This window comes from Paenarthrobacter sp. YJN-D (assembly GCF_015040335.1).
Taxonomy (GTDB): domain Bacteria; phylum Actinomycetota; class Actinomycetes; order Actinomycetales; family Micrococcaceae; genus Arthrobacter; species Arthrobacter nicotinovorans.
On the sequence record NZ_CP053549.1, the window covers coordinates 738250 to 753652 of the forward strand.

The following is a 15403-nucleotide window of genomic DNA, read 5'->3' on the forward strand; positions in this document are numbered from 1 at the left end:
AATTCGCCCTATCCCCTGATCCTGCCGGGATCTGCCCAAACACCCCGTAGTTCCGCTGAATCTAGGCGATCTCGTGCTCTCACCCTGAGATCCTTTTGGTGACCTGGCGTGATGCTTTGCGCGTGGATGACGACACAAGAAGCGCCTCTGAACTGCGGTTTTGTCTTGATGATGCAGTTGATGAATCATTGATTCAAGTTTTGGACATGTTTTCTCGGGTGATTTTGGAGGCGAATAATGGCGGTCGATGGTTCCGGGCGTGTGCTGCAGCTGAGTGCTGTTCGCCTGTTGCATCCCGAGGAGCAGACGCTCGAGGACATGTTCACCGGGTGGCGCAACCAGCAGCTCTCCAGGAACCTGCAGTTCGACACGATCGATAAGGGCATCGCCTGCGTCAAGAGGTTCGTGAAACATGTGAACGAGTTTCCGTGGAACTGGGGGCCGGAGCATGTCGAGGAGTATTTCGGTGACCTGCGCTCGATCTACCAGTTGAAGCAGTCGACCATCCGCGGTTACCAGTCCTCCCTTCGCCGGTTCTGCTCCTACGTGTCCAACCCCGACTACGGCTGGGACCGGGTCTGCGAGGAACGTTTCGGCACCCACCCGTCCCAGGTTTTCTTCGACTGGAATACCGCTTCCCACACCCAGGAGTACGAAGGCCGGCCTTCGAAGAGGCCGTTCACCAGGGCTGAGCTGCAACGGCTATTTGACCACGCAGATGACCAGGTTGAACTCATCGCCGCCTCCGGCAAGAAGGGCTGGCAAGCAGCCTACAGAGACTCCGTGATGTTGAAAGTCACGTACTCCTACGGACTCCGGTTCAACGAGCTGCGACACCTGCAAACTGTCGATTTCGCGACCAACCCGCAAGCACGAAGGTTCGGGAAAACAGGAATCTGCAAAGTCCGTTTCGGTAAGTCCCTCAAGGGCTCAACCTTCAAATCCCGCAGCGTCCTGACAGTTTTCGATTGGACCTCCGGCGTCATCGACGACTGGCTCGCCAACGGCCGCGGAACCCTCGACACCCTCGACCTGTTTCACAGTGAGCGGGGCGGAGTGATCTGCGAATCGACCCTGCTGCGACGGCTGCGGCGCTACCTGAAAGAACTGGGTATGCCGATGGACGGGCTGGACCTTCACTCGCTCAGACGCTCCTATGCGACGCACTTGCTCGAGGATGGGTGGGATTCTAGATTCGTGCAATATCAAATGGGCCACGAACACGCCTCCACCACCGGGATCTACCAGTTCGTCAGCGACGACTTCCGCAACACCGCCCTCCGGGCAGCCTTGGACGGCACCATGAACGACGTCCTCGGCATGCAGATGCGAGGCCAATGGTGAAACGGGAAGTCCAGTACAGATGGCGGCTCGCCGAGCTCATGGCAGCACGGGGACTGCACAACACCACCGACCTCATCCCCCTGCTCGCCGAACGCGGCATCACCTTGTCACGGCCCCAGGTCTATCGGCTGGTCAACCAGAAACCCGAACGCGTCGCCTTACAGGTCATCGCAGCGATCTGCGACATCTTCTCCTGCGGACCCGAGGACCTCATCACCGTCACAGCCGCAGACATCCGCGCCCGCAAAACCGGCACCAACTCCCCCAACGTCGTCGACCTGAACCGTACCGTCCGCCCACGCCGGGCCCGCATCATCGACGATGACAACTGACCAACCCACCGGCCTGACTGCCCGCAACACCACCCGCGGCAGGCCACGCACCACCGGCACCGCCACCTGCGCCCGCTGCAGCCGCAGCGCCGGACGAACACGCGCCACTTGGCCCGAAGGGAAAATCTGCGGCCCCTGCTTCACCACTGCAACCCGAACCCACGGGACCTGTCCCGACTGCGGACAACAGAGGCTCCTGCCAGGCCCACCCGAAACCAGCGGCGGACCACGATGCGCACCCTGCGCCGGAATCACCCACGACTTCCACTGCACCCGCTGCAACCACGAAGGCGAGTTCTACCGAACGGGCATCTGCGCCCGCTGCGCCCTCCGCGACGACCTCACCCAGCTACTCCCCACAAACCCCGCTGAACCTGCAACAGCTGCCCGGCTTATCGACATTCTCTGCCAAGCCGAGCGCCCCGAGAGCATCATCACCTGGAAACGCTCCGCCACAGTCCAAGCCCTCCTGAGATCCCTCACCAACGGGACAACACCCCTGACCCACGAAGGCCTCGATACCTACGCCGAAACGGCCGAACGAGCAACAAACCACCTACGCGCCCTGCTCGTCCACCACGGCCTGCTCCCCTACCAGGACCCATACCTGGCCCGGTTCGAAGCCTGGATCAAAGCCAAACTCGACCCCCTGCCCGAGCAGGTGGCTAAACCAGTCGAGCACTTCGCGACCTGGCACCACCTCCGACGCATCCGGACCACCACAACACCGGAGAAGAACGCCCGCGGCCCGGTGCACTCTGCCAAACAAGAGATCACCGAAACCATCAAATTCCTTCTCTGGCTCTGGGAAACGCACCAACGAACAGGAGCGACCTGCACCCAGCAAGACATCGAAGCCTGGCTCGCCGCCGGACCCACAACCAGAAAACAAATCCGCACGTTCATCGTCTTCATCAAGAACACCGGCACAAACCACCGCGTCGAACTGGGCTACTACACCCCGAAAACACGACCAACAATCACCCAGGACCAGCGCCTGGCCTGGCTGCGGGAACTGCTCACCGGCACCAGCGAATCCCTGCCCTACCGAGTCGCCGGCGCCCTTCTGCTTCTCTACGCCCAACCGCTCGTGAAAGTCGCCAGACTCCGGACCGACGCCATAGAGACCAACGAAACCACCGGCAACATAAGAATCACCCTGGGCCTTCACCCAGTGCCCGTCCCCACCCCCGTAGCAGACTTGATCCGCCAGCACCTGGCAAGCCGGCCCAACCTCAGAACCGGATCAAACACCCAAAGCCCATGGCTTTTCCCAGGCACCAGGGCAGGACAACACCTTCACCCGAACACCATCATGGACAGACTCCGGAGCCTCGGCATCGACCTGCGTGGCGCCCGAAACACCGCCCTCGATGAGCTCCTCACGATCACACCGCCACCGCTGGTCGCCGACGCCCTGGGCTACAGCCACCAAGTAGCATTCATCCACGCCGACAACGCCGGCGACGCATGGACCCGCTACGTCAGCCGGCGGACGAACCACACTCCGGAAAAGCTGAGAGACAACAAGCGAAAGGACCGGAATGGGAAAGCGTAAACCCGCCGCTTGGGGCATAGTCGTGCGCTTGGACACGGGACAGACGTTCTATTACTACCTGCATCCCAACCGGCCCGGCGACGAATGGACCCCCAGAGAAAACCAGGCACTACGGTTCAATTCCGAAGAGGAAGCCCAGTCCCGGTGCCGCACCTTCGTAACAAACAGGAAAGCAAAGGAATACTACGTCGTGCCGCTGCCCCTGCTGAGGGTCTAGGCCTCTGGCACCACGGCTCTCGCCGATAATCGGGTTGTGGACGACCACGATTTCTGGTTGCCATGAATCCCGCCGTGTCCTAGCGCTGGGGCCGCTCACATCCTCGGCGGCTAAGTTCTTCCCGCACGGGAACGAAAGCGAACTGGGGCTTGGCAGAAAGCAGCGGAACCAGATCGACCACGGACGGGGTACTGTCCATAAAGTCTGCGACCGGGTTGATGACAACGTCAGTGAGCTGCTTGAGGAACGAATCCTCGGGGATGCGACCACCCATTTCGGCGTCGAGCAGGATGGTTCCCGGAAGGTCTCGTGCGACCAAGCCATCAGGTCGAGCAAAATCGATCGTAGGGATTACGCCAGTTGATTCGGCTCGAAGGCTCAGAAGGCAGAAGTTTTCTGAACGGAACTCCCCACTAGGGACCGATGGGTCCCAACCAAGGTTCAGATAGTAGTCTCCGCTCCCCCACGGGGACTTTTGAAGGTTAACCACCTGATACTCGCCGGCTGATGTCGTTCGGAACCAGTTCCGACCCCGTTTCCGGAACCCGCGCAACTTGAAAGCGCCAGCGCAGGCCGACTCGACCATTTTCGTTCTATCCACATGGGATATTCTCCAGCATGGAGACGTCCGCACTGACGAAGATCGACGCCGTCGTGCCCTCTGCGAAACTCGTCCTATGACGCATAGAAACGATCTCCGCGTGCTTGCCATCCGGGAAGCCCTTTACGAGGAAATTGTGGGCGCCGACGTGCTGATTGCAACAGCTCTAAACGCTCTGTTGGATGGCGTAGATTCTCCATCGCTGCCGCTCCTAGCTGGCCTTACGCGACGGGAGGAAGGCGACGCGCATGATCTATTCAACGCAGTCGTAAACGAGTTGAACATCGCACCGCCAACGCCCGCGAAGACGGCGCCCGAACGCTGGAACTTGGTCAGATGGCTGTGCCAGGCGCTGGTAGACGGGGACCTTAAGCCCGAGTATGCGGGTCGCCTCATCTGGTGGGAGGGGTGGGACGAACTCGGATATCCCGAATCACTCAGACCACTCGTCGGCCAAGTAAGCGAGTGGGACGATTGGACACCATCTTGGACCATTGACCGACACCAAATAGGTCAGCTGATTGTCGACGAAGCAAAGAAGCTCCTCGACGGGCCCTGGCCACCGAAGTAGCCGAACGGTTCACCTCACAACGAGGAATACGTCCACATCCAATCCGCAGGGACGCCACTAAAGTCTCAGAGAGCCCGGCTAGACGGATGATTCTCCGCTCCCCGCCTACACCGATCTTCCCCCGTGCCGCACCTCCGCGGTTACCGCCACGATGCGCCACATCGAGTCGCCACTTGGAAACCAGAGGGTCGCCCGGCACTACAGTCATCCGGTTATATTGACGAAATTAGTAATAACAAAGAATGCGCAGCGATGGTCTTCGCATGAACGCAAAAAAAATCAAAACGGGAATTCACTCCAATGTTGAAAGTGATCAGGGTGGGTGATCCCTCAAGGAACACCCACCCCGCGTTATGAAAGTCTTCTAATCTGTCGTACCGGTACCCGCACGACGACGCACGACCACCACGGACGCCGCGCCCGCCGCCAGCACACCGGCACCAACCAGCCCCCATATGACCATGCCGGAGTCGGCACTCGAGTCCGCCACACCAACTGCCGCTCCAGCATCAGTAACACTGGAGACAGCAACGAAATCAGAGCCGCCCTTGCCATTGCCATTATTTCCGCGTCCGTGGTTGCCGTTATTCACTGCCACGCGCGCCGAACGAATATTGCCGGATGTGGCACCGACGGCGGAAATCATGTAATTGCCGGCGTTGTCGAAGGTTATGTTTGTGGAGATGGTGCCATTGCCGTCGGCGATGACGCCGAAGTTGGCTGGGGCGCTCCCCCGCGGGCCACCTCTCTTCTCGAAACTAACGTTGACAGTCTCGCCTGGGATGTATCCGCCGCCGGAAAAGGTGATCGTTTCACCACGATCGATCGTGCCGTCCGAAACGGTTCCCTGCTCATTGCCGGGCGCCGGGTAGGTACTGGCCATGGAGGACGTGGCTCCAGCGAACATGACAGTTCCTGCGAGCACAATTGTCGCAATAGTTCTTCTCATTTGCTTCCCCTGGGTTAATGAAGAATTTCAAGTGATGATTGGGCCGCTAAAAGTCTTAGCCAAATGCTTGCCGAATCCCCCATATGTCCAGCCAGCGAAACGCTATCACCGCGGGACTATCCAAACAAGCTTCAGGTGCCTCAGTTACAAGGAGTTAGCCCGTTATTTACTTGACAGTGTTGTCTCGTTTATGACAACCCTGCGACTTTCGTGACTTTATCAACTGACTATGTGACAAGCGAGTCAGTCGCATCCGGAGCAGCAATCAAAAAGGATGCCCGTCCGGTTATCCGGACGGGCATCCCTGTCGCGTCCCGCTACGGCATGGCCGTAGCGGGCATGGAGAGTGGCGCTATTGGGCCTGTTGTTCCCCGGCGATGTTGACCAACCATGCGATGCCAAACCTGTCCACGCACATGCCGAAGGTGTCGCCCCACGGAGCGCTCTCGAGCGGCACGGTGACCGTGCCGCCGTCGACAAGTTTCTCCCAGTAGCCGCGCAGCTCCGCTTCGTCCGCAGCTTCACCACTCAAGGAGACAGACATGTTGTTACCCGGGTTGTACTCCATGCCGTTGGGCGTATCTGCCGCCATCAGCGTCAGGCCGTTCGGCGTCGTCAATTGGGCGTGCATGACCTTATCGGCTTCCGCAGGGTCTTGGCTGGCCTGGAAGTCCCCGAAGGTGCTAAGAGTCAATTCGCCGCCGAAGACAGACTCATAGAAATTGATTGCGTCCCTGGCGTTGTCGAGGAACGAGATGTATGGATTGAGGCGGGTGGTCATCAGTCAGTTCTCCTCATGGTTATGAAGGGTGCGCACGTCACCGTGCGGCAATGCTAACAGCGCCCAGAGGCGCCTGTCCCCCAAACTTTCTAGTCGCCGTCGTAGGCCTTTTTCAGCACCGCCAGGTCAAGTTTTCCCATCGTCATCATGGCCTCCATGGCACGGCGGGATCCGGCCTCATCCTGACCGTTCAAAAACTCGGGCATTGCGGTCGGGATGATTTGCCAGGAGACACCGAACTTGTCTTTGAGCCACCCGCACCGGCCCTCCTCTCCCCCATCAACCAGCGCGTCCCAGTATCGATCCACCTCATCTTGGTTTTCGCAGTTCACAACCAAGGAGATGGCCTCGGTGAAGCCAAGTCCCGGCCTTCCGTTCAATGCCATGAACTCCCGGCCCCCGATTTCGAATCCGACCATGATGACCGTGCCATCGGGACCCGGCGTTGGCTGCCCCATGGACGCATTTGCGAACGTCGACGTGTAGAACTCCGCTGCCTCCCCCGCTTGGCCGTCGAACCACAAACAAGTGGAAATCTTCTGCATCCTGCCAACCTTCCAAAGGTCTTGGGAACCGATCGTCCCCACACGAGGCTAATAGCCCCGTTTCGTCCAAACAATGCCCGACGGCGGGTGGAGACTGGCACGCCCAACGCACAGTGTCGCAACAGGGGGCGCACCATCCAATCCAGGTCAGTCGCCCGCCGGCCTGACCCGACTGACCAGCCCGACCGTATTGCCTTCGCTGTCCTCGATGAACGCCATCCACTCCTCCGACTCCGCAGGACCCAAAAGGTCGTCTTCGTGGGCGAAAATCATGTGGGGTTCAGATATGACCCGGACGCCGCGCTCCTTAAGACCTGACACCAAGCCGTGGAGGTCACCTACCTCCAGATACAAGAGGGATGAGGGCGCGGCCTCCTCCAAAAGCAGCCGCACGCCGCCAACATCGAAAAACAGAAGTCCGGGAGGGTCGAACAGCGCCTTCGGTTCCGAGCCCAACAGTGCCGAGTAGAAGGCAGCTGCCCGCTGCAGATCGCCGGCGTGCTGGGCCACCTGGAGCAGTTTCATTCGACCTCCCGGAGCGGGGGCTGCTGTCGGCCCCTCCCGGTCATCGTCGCCTCAGCGGTGCACTACACGCAAGTGTCCACCGCACACCGACTTTCGGGGAACGCTCAACTTCGCGGTGGCCCTCCTCCCCCGATATTGTCAGGATCATGCTTTCAACCTCGAAATCCTGGCTTACAGCCGCGGCCGCCGATCTTCTGCTGATTCTCGTGTTCGCTGCGATCGGCCGTGACGCCCATGCCCGCGGAGACATTATTTCCGGCGCCTTCATCACAGCATGGCCGTTCCTGGTAGGCGCGTTGCTCGGCTGGCTTGTCCTGCGGGTGTGGCGTGCGCCGTTCGCCGTCTGGCCATCCGGCGTGGCAGTGTGGCTCGCGGCCGTGATCGTCGGCATGATGTTGAGGGCCGTGACGGGACAAACCGTCGTCCTGCCGTTTGTCATTGTTGCGCTGATCAGCCTGGGTGTTTTCCTGCTTGGCTTCCGTGCGGTGAGTGCGTTGGTCCGTCGGGTGTCGGCAAGCCGGCAACGCCGAGCCTGATCCGATCCTCCAACCAGCACATGCACTAGGCTGGGGAGCGTCCGCAACGATGCTTTTCCGGAAAGGCCCCACGTGATCACCGCTTTTGTCCTGATCAAGACCGATGCCTCGCGCATCCCGGAAACCGCCGAACAAATCTCGGCCATCCAAGGCATCAGCGAGGTCTATTCAGTCACCGGCGAATGGGACCTCATCGCTGTTGCCCGGGTGTCCAAGCACGAGGATCTCGCGGACGTCATTGCAGATCGCTTGTCCAAGGTGCCTTCAGTGGTCCATACCACCACGCACATCGCGTTCCGCGCCTACTCACAGCATGACCTTGACGCCGCATTTGCCCTCGGCTTCGAATAAGGACTGAGCCTGCGCACGGGAAGAACGTGAGCCAAATCAGCTTTGGCTGAGGGCCGTCCATTTGGCCAGCACTCCGGCAGCCAACCCGGAATCAATCGACTCAGTTGCCCTGCCGAAGGCAGCCCGCATCCGGTCCAGCAGGCTTCCGTCAGCGTGGAGATCGAATGCCACCAACCCTGCAGCTGCGTTGAGGAGCACCGCGTCCCTGACGGGACCGGGCTTGCCGTCAAGCACTTCCCGGACGACGCCAGCATTCACCGTGGCGTCCCCACCACGGAGGTCCGCTACGGTGGACGGTTTGATACCGAGCTCGGCAGGTGTGAACACCTCTTCTGTCACGGAACCGTCCCTGATCTCCCACACCGTGGATGGCCCCGTTGGCGTAAGTTCATCAAGCCCGTCATCTCCACGGAAGACAAGGCCGCGGCTACCGCGGCGGGCCAGCACGCCGGCAACAAGGGGCGCCATCCGCGCATTTGCCACGCCCACGGCAGATGCCTGGACATGTGCGGGGTTGGTCATGGGACCCAGGAAGTTGAACGCCGTAGGAACGGCCAATTCCCGCCGAGGGACTGCCGTGTGCCTGAACGAGGGGTGGAAGACTTGAGCAAAGCAGAACGTGATTCCGGCCTCTTCCGCGTTGCGCGCCACCTGGTCGATGGACAGATCCAGGCGCACACCGAGTGCCTCCAGGACATCCGCCGAGCCCGAGGTCGATGAAGCAGCCCGGTTGCCGTGCTTTACAACCTTGGCTCCGGCGCCCGCAGCCACCAGTGCCGCCATTGTGGAGATATTCACAGTGTTGAGGCGGTCCCCGCCGGTTCCAACGATGTCCAGCTTTTCACCCGAGATCGAAATGGGATTGGCATGCTGGACCATGGCCTCCACCAGACCAGCAAGCTCCTCAACGGTCTCGCCCTTGGCCCGCAAGGCCACCAGGAAGCCTGCAATCTGCGATGGAGTAGCTTCTCCGGACATGATCGTGTTCATGGCCCACGCTGTGTTGTCCACTGCAAGGTCGTCGCCGTTGATCAGTGCTGAGATGAGCCCTGGCCAGGTATTGCTGGCTGCAGGTGCCGATGCCGGAGAAGTCACTCCCTGATGCTATCGAGCCAGCCACGCCGATGACCAATGTGAACCACGCCGGGAACTTTTCCGCGCGATTTCGCGTCTTTGTAGAAAAAGTCTCCCGAATCGGTGGTTTGCATTGGGAACTCTGGACTTTTACAGACATAATGTCCTTGTGACATCTGCGACCCATGCCCCCAGTACCCCGGCGCACCCGACGCTGAACCGCCCTAACTTGGTTTCTGTTGGAACCGTAGTTTGGCTGTCCAGTGAGTTGATGTTCTTCGCCGGCCTCTTTGCCATGTACTTCACCCTGCGCTCCACATCAGGACTGATGTGGGCCGAGGAGACGGCCAAGCTCAACTTCCCGTTTGCGCTCGTCAACACCATCGTCCTTGTGGCAAGTTCCTTTACTTGCCAGATGGGCGTCTTTGCCGCCGAGCGGCTCGAACCCCGCCGCACCGGCGGGCTCTTGCAGTTCACCCGCTGGGGCATGACCGAATGGTTTACCCTCACCTTCATCATGGGTGCCTTCTTCGTTGCCGGGCAGACGACGGAATACGCCATGCTCGTATCCGAGCACGTATCCCTGTCCTCCAATGCCTACGGCTCCGCCTTCTACATGACCACGGGCTTCCACGGCCTCCACGTCATCGGCGGCCTGATCGCTTTCCTGTTCATCATCGGCCGTGCGTTTGCGGCCAAGAAGTTCGGACACTTTGAAGCGACGTCGGCAATCGTCACCTCGTACTACTGGCACTTCGTTGACGTTGTTTGGATTGGCCTCTTCCTGGTCATCTACGTCCTCAAGTAAGCCCGGCTTGACTCTTTTTCTACAAGAGGCAGAATTTCAAGAAGCGGCTCACGGAGCCGACGCAGGATCGAATAAAGGAACCACCACGTGAAGGCACTCTCGCAGAAGCGACGTCACCCACTGGCAGCCATAGCGCTGCTATTGATGGGCCTCCTCCTCACTGGTGGGCTGTACGCCGTTGCCACATCTGTCAACCAGGCCAAGGCCGACACCACAAGCTACAGCGCCAGTGACGTAGAAGAAGGCGGCAAGCTTTTCGCCGCCAACTGCGCCACCTGCCACGGCATGGGTGCCAGCGGAACCCAGGACGGCCCCTCGCTGGTCGGCGTGGGTGCTGCTGCGGTTGACTTCCAGGTTGGTACCGGTCGTATGCCCATGCAGATGAACGGCCCGCAGGCCCAGCAGAAGCCCGCCCAGTTCAATGAAGAGCAGACCAAGCAGCTCTCTGCCTACGTTGCATCCCTCGGCGCAGGTCCGGCCATTCCCGAGGAACACCTCCTCGATGGCAAGGGAGACGCTGCCAAGGGTGGCGAACTCTTCCGCGTCAACTGCGCCATGTGCCACAACGCAGCTGCTGCTGGTGGAGCCCTGACACGAGGCAAGTTCGCTCCGGCTCTTGCAGGCGTCAGCTCACAGCACATTTATGAGGCAATGGCCACGGGCCCGCAGAACATGCCCGTGTTCAACGACTCGAACGTCACCCCTGAAGACAAGCGCGACATCATCACCTTCCTGAAGACCATTGAAGCCAATGGTTCGCCGGGTGGCGCTGACCTTGGATCCCTCGGCCCGGTCTCCGAAGGCCTGTTCGTGTGGGTTGCCGGCTTGGGTGTCATCATCGCATTCACGATCTGGCTGACGTCCCGCACGTCCTGATCGCGAAGCAACGAAAACTTCTGCTGCACGATCAGCAGTTTGAAACTGAAAATAACTCGGCCCCGGCCGAGACAACGAGAGAAGGATGAGGCGAATTATGGGCAACCATAGTGACGGCAGTCCGAACCACTCGGGCACCGTAGCTACGGCTGGTCAGAATGAGGTGGAGAAGTTCCAGGATCCTGGACTCCCTCCGCATCGTTTGCGCCTGGCTGACACGGACCCGGTAGCCGCAAAGCGCGCCGAGCGTCAGGTAGCCATTCTGTTTGGCACCTCCGTCATCGGAACGCTGGTCTTCCTGGTGGCGTACTTCGCCATTGACCTTGGCGACGACACCACCATTGCAACCATCCGCACCCAGAACCTTCTTCTGGGCCTCGGCACGGCCTTCGCGATGCTCGGTATCGGCACCGGCATCGTGCACTGGGCCAAGGCCCTGATGCCCGATCACGAAGTCTCTGAAGAGCGCCACGCTATCCGTACCGAAGAGGACCGCCAGGCAGCTGTGCGCATCGTCGACGACATCGTCGAGGAGACCGGCATCAAGCGCCGCCCGCTGATCCGCAACACCCTTCTTGGTGCTGTCGCTTTGGCTCCCCTGCCCGCTCTTGCCATCTTTGGCGACTTGGGTCCACGTCCTGACAAGGCTCTGGCGCACACCATGTGGGCTCCGGAGGGCGGCAAGCTCAAGCGCCTGACCCGCGACCCCGATGGCACACCCATCAAGGCCTCGGATGTCACCATCGGCTCGGCCTTCCACGTTATCCCCGAGGGCCTCAACGAGCTCCACGAGGGCAAGTTGAACGAGAAGGCCAAGGCCGTTGTCCTCTTGATGCGTCTGGACCCGAACTCGCTGAATCCTTCCGAGGGACGCGAGAGCTGGAGCTACAACGGAATCGTTGCTTACTCCAAGATCTGCACGCACGTCGGATGCCCTGTCGCTCTTTACGAGCAGCAGACGCACCACCTTCTGTGCCCGTGCCACCAGTCCACCTTTGACCTCACGCAGGAATGCAAGGTCATCTTCGGGCCGGCCAGCCGTCCGCTTCCCCAGCTGCCTATCGCGGTTGATGCAGAGGGCTACCTCGTCGCTACCAGCGACTTCAGAGAACCTGTAGGACCGAGTTACTGGGAGCGTGACGAGCATGAGCGCCTCATCAACAGCTGAAGCCCCCTTCGTTCCGAAGACCAAGGTTGGTAGTTTCACCAACTTTGTAGACGAGCGTGTTGGCGGCTCCGGCATCTTGCGCGAGTTCGGCCGGAAGGTCTTCCCTGACCACTGGTCGTTCATGTTCGGTGAGGTGGCGCTGTATTCCTTCGTCATCCTGCTGATGTCGGGTACCTTCCTGACCTTCTTCTTCGATCCGTCCATGGCAGAAACCCACTACCAGGGTTCCTACACGCCGTTGTACAACGTCGAAATGTCTGTTGCCTACAACTCGTCGCTGAACATCTCGTTTGATGTCCGTGGCGGTCTCTTCATGCGCCAAGTACACCACTGGGCAGCACTGCTGTTCGTGGCATCCCTCGGCGTTCACATGCTGCGTGTCTTCTTCACGGGCGCTTTCCGCAAGCCCCGCGAAATGAACTGGGTTGTAGGCGGCGTCCTGCTGATCCTCGCCATGGCTGCCGGCTTCACCGGTTACTCCCTCCCCGATGACCTGCTGTCCGGTAACGGCCTGCGCATCATCGACGGCGTGATCAAGTCGATTCCGGTCATCGGAACGTACATCTCCTTCTTCCTCTTCGGTGGGGAGTTCCCGGGTACGGCCATCATCGGCCGCCTGTATGTGCTTCACATCCTCCTGGTGCCCGCCCTCATCCTGCTGATGATCGTGATCCACCTCTTCATGGTGGTTGTCCACAAGCACACGCAGTACCCTGGCCCGGGCCGCAACGACGGCAACGTCGTCGGTTACCCCCTCGGCCCGGTTTACGCGGCCAAGGCCGGTGGCTTCTTCTTCATCGTGTTCGGTGTTCTGGCGCTCATGGCGGCTGCGTTCACCATCAACCCGATCTGGAACTACGGGCCTTACGACCCCTCCCCTGTCTCGGCCGGCACCCAGCCTGACTGGTACATCGGATTCGTCGACGGCGCCCTTCGCCTTATGCCGGGTGTCATCAACAACTTCCACTTCGAGTGGATCGTCTTTGGACACACGCTCACGCTGAACGTGCTTCTTCCGGCCCTGGTTCCTGCGGGAATCATCTTCACCGTTCTGTTCATGTACCCATGGATCGAACGCTGGGTCACCAAGGACAACCGTGAACACCACGTTCTGGACCGCCCCCGCAATGCACCCACCCGCACTGCGATCGGCGTGGCCGGTTTCACTTGGTACTGCGTTATGTGGGCCGCGGCCGGCTCGGACCTCATTGCCACTCACTTCCACGTGTCACTGAATGACGTGACGTACTGGTTGCGGACGCTGTTCTTCATCGGCCCGATCATCGCCTTCATCGTCACCAAGCGAATTGCCCTGGCTCTCCAGCGCAAGGACCGCGAAATTGCACTCCACGGTCGCGAAACCGGACGTATCGTTCGGCTCCCGCACGGCGAGTTCATCGAAGTCCACGCACCCCTGGACGAGTACAAGCGCTACAAGCTCGTAGGCTTCGAATCACCGGCTCCCCTGCCGGCGCAGCCGAACGAGCATGGCGTAGTAACCCGCAAGGAAAAGCGCCGTGCAGCGCTTTCCCGCTGGTTCTTCGAAGACCGCGTTGCTCCGGCAACGCCTGCGGAACTTGAAGCCGCGCACGCACATGGCCACCACGAGGCCATCGAAGCGGCCGACGAGCAAAAGAGCCTGAGCCACTAACGGCCCGGACCTCGACAACAGAAGGGGCACAGTCCATGCGGACTGTGCCCCTTCTGTTGTTGGATCTCAAAGAACGCTGGAAGGGGTCGGATGTCCAGTCCCACACCGATGGTGCGGAGGCCCACCCGACAGCCACCCGAGGCCCACCCGACAGCCACCCGACGGCGCGCCGGGCAAGCTCTACTGAGTGGTCCGGTATCCCGATGCATAGTTGCGCGTAGGACGCACTCCGGGCCGCTGCAAGGGAACCCACAGCTTGTACCTGTCCGCACGGTAGTAGGAGACGGAATAGTCCACCATTGCGCGCGCAACGAAGGCATGGCGCTGGATCTTCAGCAGCGGCGATCCGACGTCCACGTTCAGCAACCTTGCAGTGGACGGTGACGCAGCCGTTGCCTCGATCATGTCCTCGCCCCACTCCATGACCAGGCCATACCGTTCGCTCAGAACGTTGTACAGCGACGTTGGCGGGGCCTCATCGAGAAGTCCTGGAACGCGGTGTGCCGGAATAAAGTTCTCGTCCACGCTCATGGGCTCGTTATCGGCCAGGAGAAGCCGCCGGAACCGAACCAGGGGCGTTCCCTCGTCGAGCTGCAGTTCCCGCGCCAGAAACGCACTGGCTCCAATCTGTTCAAAACTCAGAACCTTGGCGGCCGGGACCATGCCGCGCCGCTGCATTTCCTCACTGTAGGAGGTCAGCTTCACCTGAAGGTCCAGCTTGGGCTTCCTCACGAAAGTTCCCAAGCCTACGACGCGCTCTATGACTTCTTCGCCGACCAGCGCATCGATTGCCTGTCGAACAGTCATGCGTGCAAGGCCAAAGCGCTCCGAGAGATCCCGTTCGGAAGGAAGGGCCGAACCCGGCGGACACGACTGCCCAATGAAGGTACGAAGGATTTCACGCAATTGAATATAGATGGGCGTGCTGCTGGAACGGTCAATCTCGCCAGCAATGCCGGCTGCGTCAGCCACAGCAGAAATCCAGCAATTGAGTCATGTTTCAAGGATAAGACAGACAGCCACAGGTCTAGACCAGCGGGCATTGAACTGGTGGGCTTCACGGGATGGCGGCTACTCTTGTATGGATCATTTCCTGGCGGAGTAAACCGCCGTAGCAAAGGAGCTGGCTTGCCGCAGCAGAAAGCCTTAGTCGCCGCTGAGATCGGCCTTCATGCCCGCGCGGCAGCAGTCTTTGTCCGTGCCGTCACGGAGACAGGACTGCCCGTGACAATCCGGAAGACAGACGGCAAGCCAGTCGACGCCCGATCTCTGCTCGAGGTCATGACAGAGGACTTCGGCCACGGATGTGAAGTTCTTCTTGAGGTCGCCCCCGATGCGCTCACGGACTCTCAGACTCTCTGGACGGCACGGAATGCCCTTGCTGCTCTTTCCTCCGTCCTGGAGGCTCCTGAGGCCCGCTGAGGCTACGTTGCGCGCGGACCACCCATCACACGGGGATGCCGCACGCGGAAAAGAACCCTGAATACACAAATAAGGATGGGCCCCACCTTTCGGT

General features: G+C 60.3%; 19 protein-coding genes and 1 pseudogene. 12 read left to right on the top strand and 8 right to left on the bottom strand.

Annotation, left to right across the window (positions count from 1 at the left end; genetic code table 11):
• Positions 1–237 precede the first annotated feature (237 nt).
• From HMI60_RS03435 to HMI60_RS03450, 4 genes are read left to right on the top strand one after another with little or no spacing between them, the layout of a single operon-like run.
• On the top strand, positions 238–1344 hold the full coding sequence (locus HMI60_RS03435; RefSeq protein WP_193590567.1) for a site-specific integrase: 1107 nt from the start codon (positions 238–240) through the stop codon (positions 1342–1344).
• Positions 1338–1676 carry a helix-turn-helix transcriptional regulator gene (locus tag HMI60_RS03440; RefSeq protein ID WP_227453645.1) on the top strand — a complete coding sequence of 113 codons (339 nt, stop codon included), beginning with the start codon at positions 1338–1340 and terminating at the stop codon, positions 1674–1676. The genes HMI60_RS03435 and HMI60_RS03440 overlap by 7 nt, the downstream gene beginning before the upstream one ends.
• Positions 1666–3234, top strand: a complete 1569-nt coding sequence (locus tag HMI60_RS03445) for a recombinase XerD (protein WP_193590568.1) — start codon at positions 1666–1668, stop codon at positions 3232–3234. The genes HMI60_RS03440 and HMI60_RS03445 overlap by 11 nt, the downstream gene beginning before the upstream one ends.
• Complete coding sequence (locus HMI60_RS03450; protein ID WP_193590569.1) at positions 3221–3451, top strand: hypothetical protein; 231 nt, start codon at positions 3221–3223, stop codon at positions 3449–3451. Before HMI60_RS03445 ends, HMI60_RS03450 begins: the two co-directional genes overlap by 14 nt.
• 79 nt (positions 3452–3530) lie before the next feature.
• On the opposite strand, the gene HMI60_RS20985 is transcribed toward HMI60_RS03450, so the two are convergent.
• Both HMI60_RS20985 and HMI60_RS21245 read right to left on the bottom strand, forming a co-directional pair.
• Positions 3531–3770, bottom strand: coding sequence for a hypothetical protein (locus HMI60_RS20985; protein ID WP_227453742.1), 240 nt, complete (start codon positions 3768–3770; stop codon positions 3531–3533).
• Positions 3771–3896: 126 nt separating this feature from the next.
• Positions 3897–4163 (bottom strand): annotated as a pseudogene (locus HMI60_RS21245) (DUF4304 domain-containing protein); the annotation flags it as partial.
• On the opposite strand from HMI60_RS21245, the gene HMI60_RS03460 reads away from it, so the two are divergent.
• Positions 4129–4623: a hypothetical protein gene (locus tag HMI60_RS03460; RefSeq protein WP_193590571.1), complete on the top strand. Its 495-nt coding sequence runs from the start codon at positions 4129–4131 to the stop codon at positions 4621–4623. The pseudogene HMI60_RS21245 and the gene HMI60_RS03460 sit on opposite strands and share 35 nt — an antisense overlap.
• A 364-nt stretch (positions 4624–4987) precedes the next feature.
• Here HMI60_RS03460 and HMI60_RS03465 read toward each other — a convergent pair whose 3' ends face one another.
• The 4 genes from HMI60_RS03465 to HMI60_RS03480 form a co-directional block, all read right to left on the bottom strand.
• Positions 4988–5506, bottom strand: coding sequence for a hypothetical protein (locus HMI60_RS03465; RefSeq protein WP_227453646.1), 519 nt, complete (start codon positions 5504–5506; stop codon positions 4988–4990).
• 418 nt (positions 5507–5924) lie between these two features.
• Positions 5925–6353: a VOC family protein gene (locus HMI60_RS03470; RefSeq protein WP_039241316.1), complete on the bottom strand. Its 429-nt coding sequence runs from the start codon at positions 6351–6353 to the stop codon at positions 5925–5927.
• 89 nt (positions 6354–6442) lie between these two features.
• Entirely contained in the window at positions 6443–6898 is a 456-nt protein-coding gene (locus HMI60_RS03475) for a VOC family protein (protein WP_193590573.1), read from the bottom strand.
• A 147-nt stretch (positions 6899–7045) separates the two neighbouring features.
• Positions 7046–7423 carry a VOC family protein gene (locus HMI60_RS03480; RefSeq protein WP_018777673.1) on the bottom strand — a complete coding sequence of 126 codons (378 nt, stop codon included), beginning with the start codon at positions 7421–7423 and terminating at the stop codon, positions 7046–7048.
• 146 nt (positions 7424–7569) lie between these two features.
• Here HMI60_RS03480 and HMI60_RS03485 point away from each other — a divergent pair, with 146 nt between their 5' ends.
• Both HMI60_RS03485 and HMI60_RS03490 read left to right on the top strand, forming a co-directional pair.
• Positions 7570–7959 carry a DUF3054 domain-containing protein gene (locus HMI60_RS03485; RefSeq protein ID WP_193590574.1) on the top strand — a complete coding sequence of 130 codons (390 nt, stop codon included), beginning with the start codon at positions 7570–7572 and terminating at the stop codon, positions 7957–7959.
• Between the two features lie 72 nt (positions 7960–8031).
• The gene (locus tag HMI60_RS03490; RefSeq protein ID WP_018777675.1) at positions 8032–8310 is read left to right on the top strand and encodes an Lrp/AsnC family transcriptional regulator; all 279 of its coding nucleotides are present in this window, start codon (positions 8032–8034) and stop codon (positions 8308–8310) included.
• Positions 8311–8346: 36 nt separating this feature from the next.
• Here HMI60_RS03490 and trpD read toward each other — a convergent pair whose 3' ends face one another.
• Entirely contained in the window at positions 8347–9405 is a 1059-nt protein-coding gene (gene trpD / locus HMI60_RS03495) for an anthranilate phosphoribosyltransferase (RefSeq protein WP_018777676.1), read from the bottom strand.
• Positions 9406–9517: 112 nt separating this feature from the next.
• On the opposite strand from trpD, the gene HMI60_RS03500 reads away from it, so the two are divergent.
• The 4 genes from HMI60_RS03500 (at position 9518) to HMI60_RS03515 (ending at position 13887) form a co-directional block, all read left to right on the top strand.
• A complete protein-coding gene (locus tag HMI60_RS03500) occupies positions 9518–10192 on the top strand; it encodes a heme-copper oxidase subunit III (RefSeq protein ID WP_179128356.1) in 675 nt (224 codons plus the stop codon).
• 87 nt (positions 10193–10279) lie between these two features.
• Complete coding sequence (locus HMI60_RS03505; protein WP_018777678.1) at positions 10280–11068, top strand: c-type cytochrome; 789 nt, start codon at positions 10280–10282, stop codon at positions 11066–11068.
• A gap of 97 nt (positions 11069–11165) precedes the next feature.
• Positions 11166–12236, top strand: a complete 1071-nt coding sequence (locus HMI60_RS03510; RefSeq protein WP_018777679.1) for a ubiquinol-cytochrome c reductase iron-sulfur subunit — start codon at positions 11166–11168, stop codon at positions 12234–12236.
• Complete coding sequence (locus HMI60_RS03515; RefSeq protein WP_018777680.1) at positions 12214–13887, top strand: ubiquinol-cytochrome c reductase cytochrome b subunit; 1674 nt, start codon at positions 12214–12216, stop codon at positions 13885–13887. Before HMI60_RS03510 ends, HMI60_RS03515 begins: the two co-directional genes overlap by 23 nt.
• A gap of 180 nt (positions 13888–14067) precedes the next feature.
• Here the strand turns inward: HMI60_RS03515 and HMI60_RS03520 are convergent, their stop codons facing one another.
• The gene (locus HMI60_RS03520) at positions 14068–14859 is read right to left on the bottom strand and encodes a GntR family transcriptional regulator (protein ID WP_039241320.1); all 792 of its coding nucleotides are present in this window, start codon (positions 14857–14859) and stop codon (positions 14068–14070) included.
• A 156-nt stretch (positions 14860–15015) separates the two neighbouring features.
• Between HMI60_RS03520 and HMI60_RS03525 the strand changes: the two genes are divergently transcribed.
• Positions 15016–15309 (top strand): HPr family phosphocarrier protein, encoded by a 294-nt coding sequence (locus HMI60_RS03525; protein ID WP_018777682.1) that lies wholly within the window; start codon positions 15016–15018, stop codon positions 15307–15309.
• The last annotated feature ends 94 nt before the right edge of the window (positions 15310–15403 follow it).

Excerpts from the sequence above, each read along its gene's own strand:
- HMI60_RS03435 (WP_193590567.1), top strand. The coding sequence starts at position 238 with ATGGCGGTCGATGGTTCCGGGCGTGTGCTGCAGCTGAGTGCTGTTCGC.
- HMI60_RS03440 (WP_227453645.1), top strand. The coding sequence starts at position 1,338 with ATGGTGAAACGGGAAGTCCAGTACAGATGGCGGCTCGCCGAGCTCATG.
- HMI60_RS03445 (WP_193590568.1), top strand. The coding sequence starts at position 1,666 with ATGACAACTGACCAACCCACCGGCCTGACTGCCCGCAACACCACCCGC.
- HMI60_RS03450 (WP_193590569.1), top strand. The coding sequence starts at position 3,221 with ATGGGAAAGCGTAAACCCGCCGCTTGGGGCATAGTCGTGCGCTTGGAC.
- HMI60_RS03460 (WP_193590571.1), top strand. The coding sequence starts at position 4,129 with ATGACGCATAGAAACGATCTCCGCGTGCTTGCCATCCGGGAAGCCCTT.
- HMI60_RS03465 (WP_227453646.1), bottom strand. The coding sequence starts at position 5,506 with ATGGCCAGTACCTACCCGGCGCCCGGCAATGAGCAGGGAACCGTTTCG.
- HMI60_RS03470 (WP_039241316.1), bottom strand. The coding sequence starts at position 6,353 with ATGACCACCCGCCTCAATCCATACATCTCGTTCCTCGACAACGCCAGG.
- HMI60_RS03475 (WP_193590573.1), bottom strand. The coding sequence starts at position 6,898 with ATGCAGAAGATTTCCACTTGTTTGTGGTTCGACGGCCAAGCGGGGGAG.
- HMI60_RS03480 (WP_018777673.1), bottom strand. The coding sequence starts at position 7,423 with ATGAAACTGCTCCAGGTGGCCCAGCACGCCGGCGATCTGCAGCGGGCA.
- HMI60_RS03485 (WP_193590574.1), top strand. The coding sequence starts at position 7,570 with ATGCTTTCAACCTCGAAATCCTGGCTTACAGCCGCGGCCGCCGATCTT.
- HMI60_RS03510 (WP_018777679.1), top strand. The coding sequence starts at position 11,166 with ATGGGCAACCATAGTGACGGCAGTCCGAACCACTCGGGCACCGTAGCT.
- HMI60_RS03515 (WP_018777680.1), top strand. The coding sequence starts at position 12,214 with ATGAGCGCCTCATCAACAGCTGAAGCCCCCTTCGTTCCGAAGACCAAG.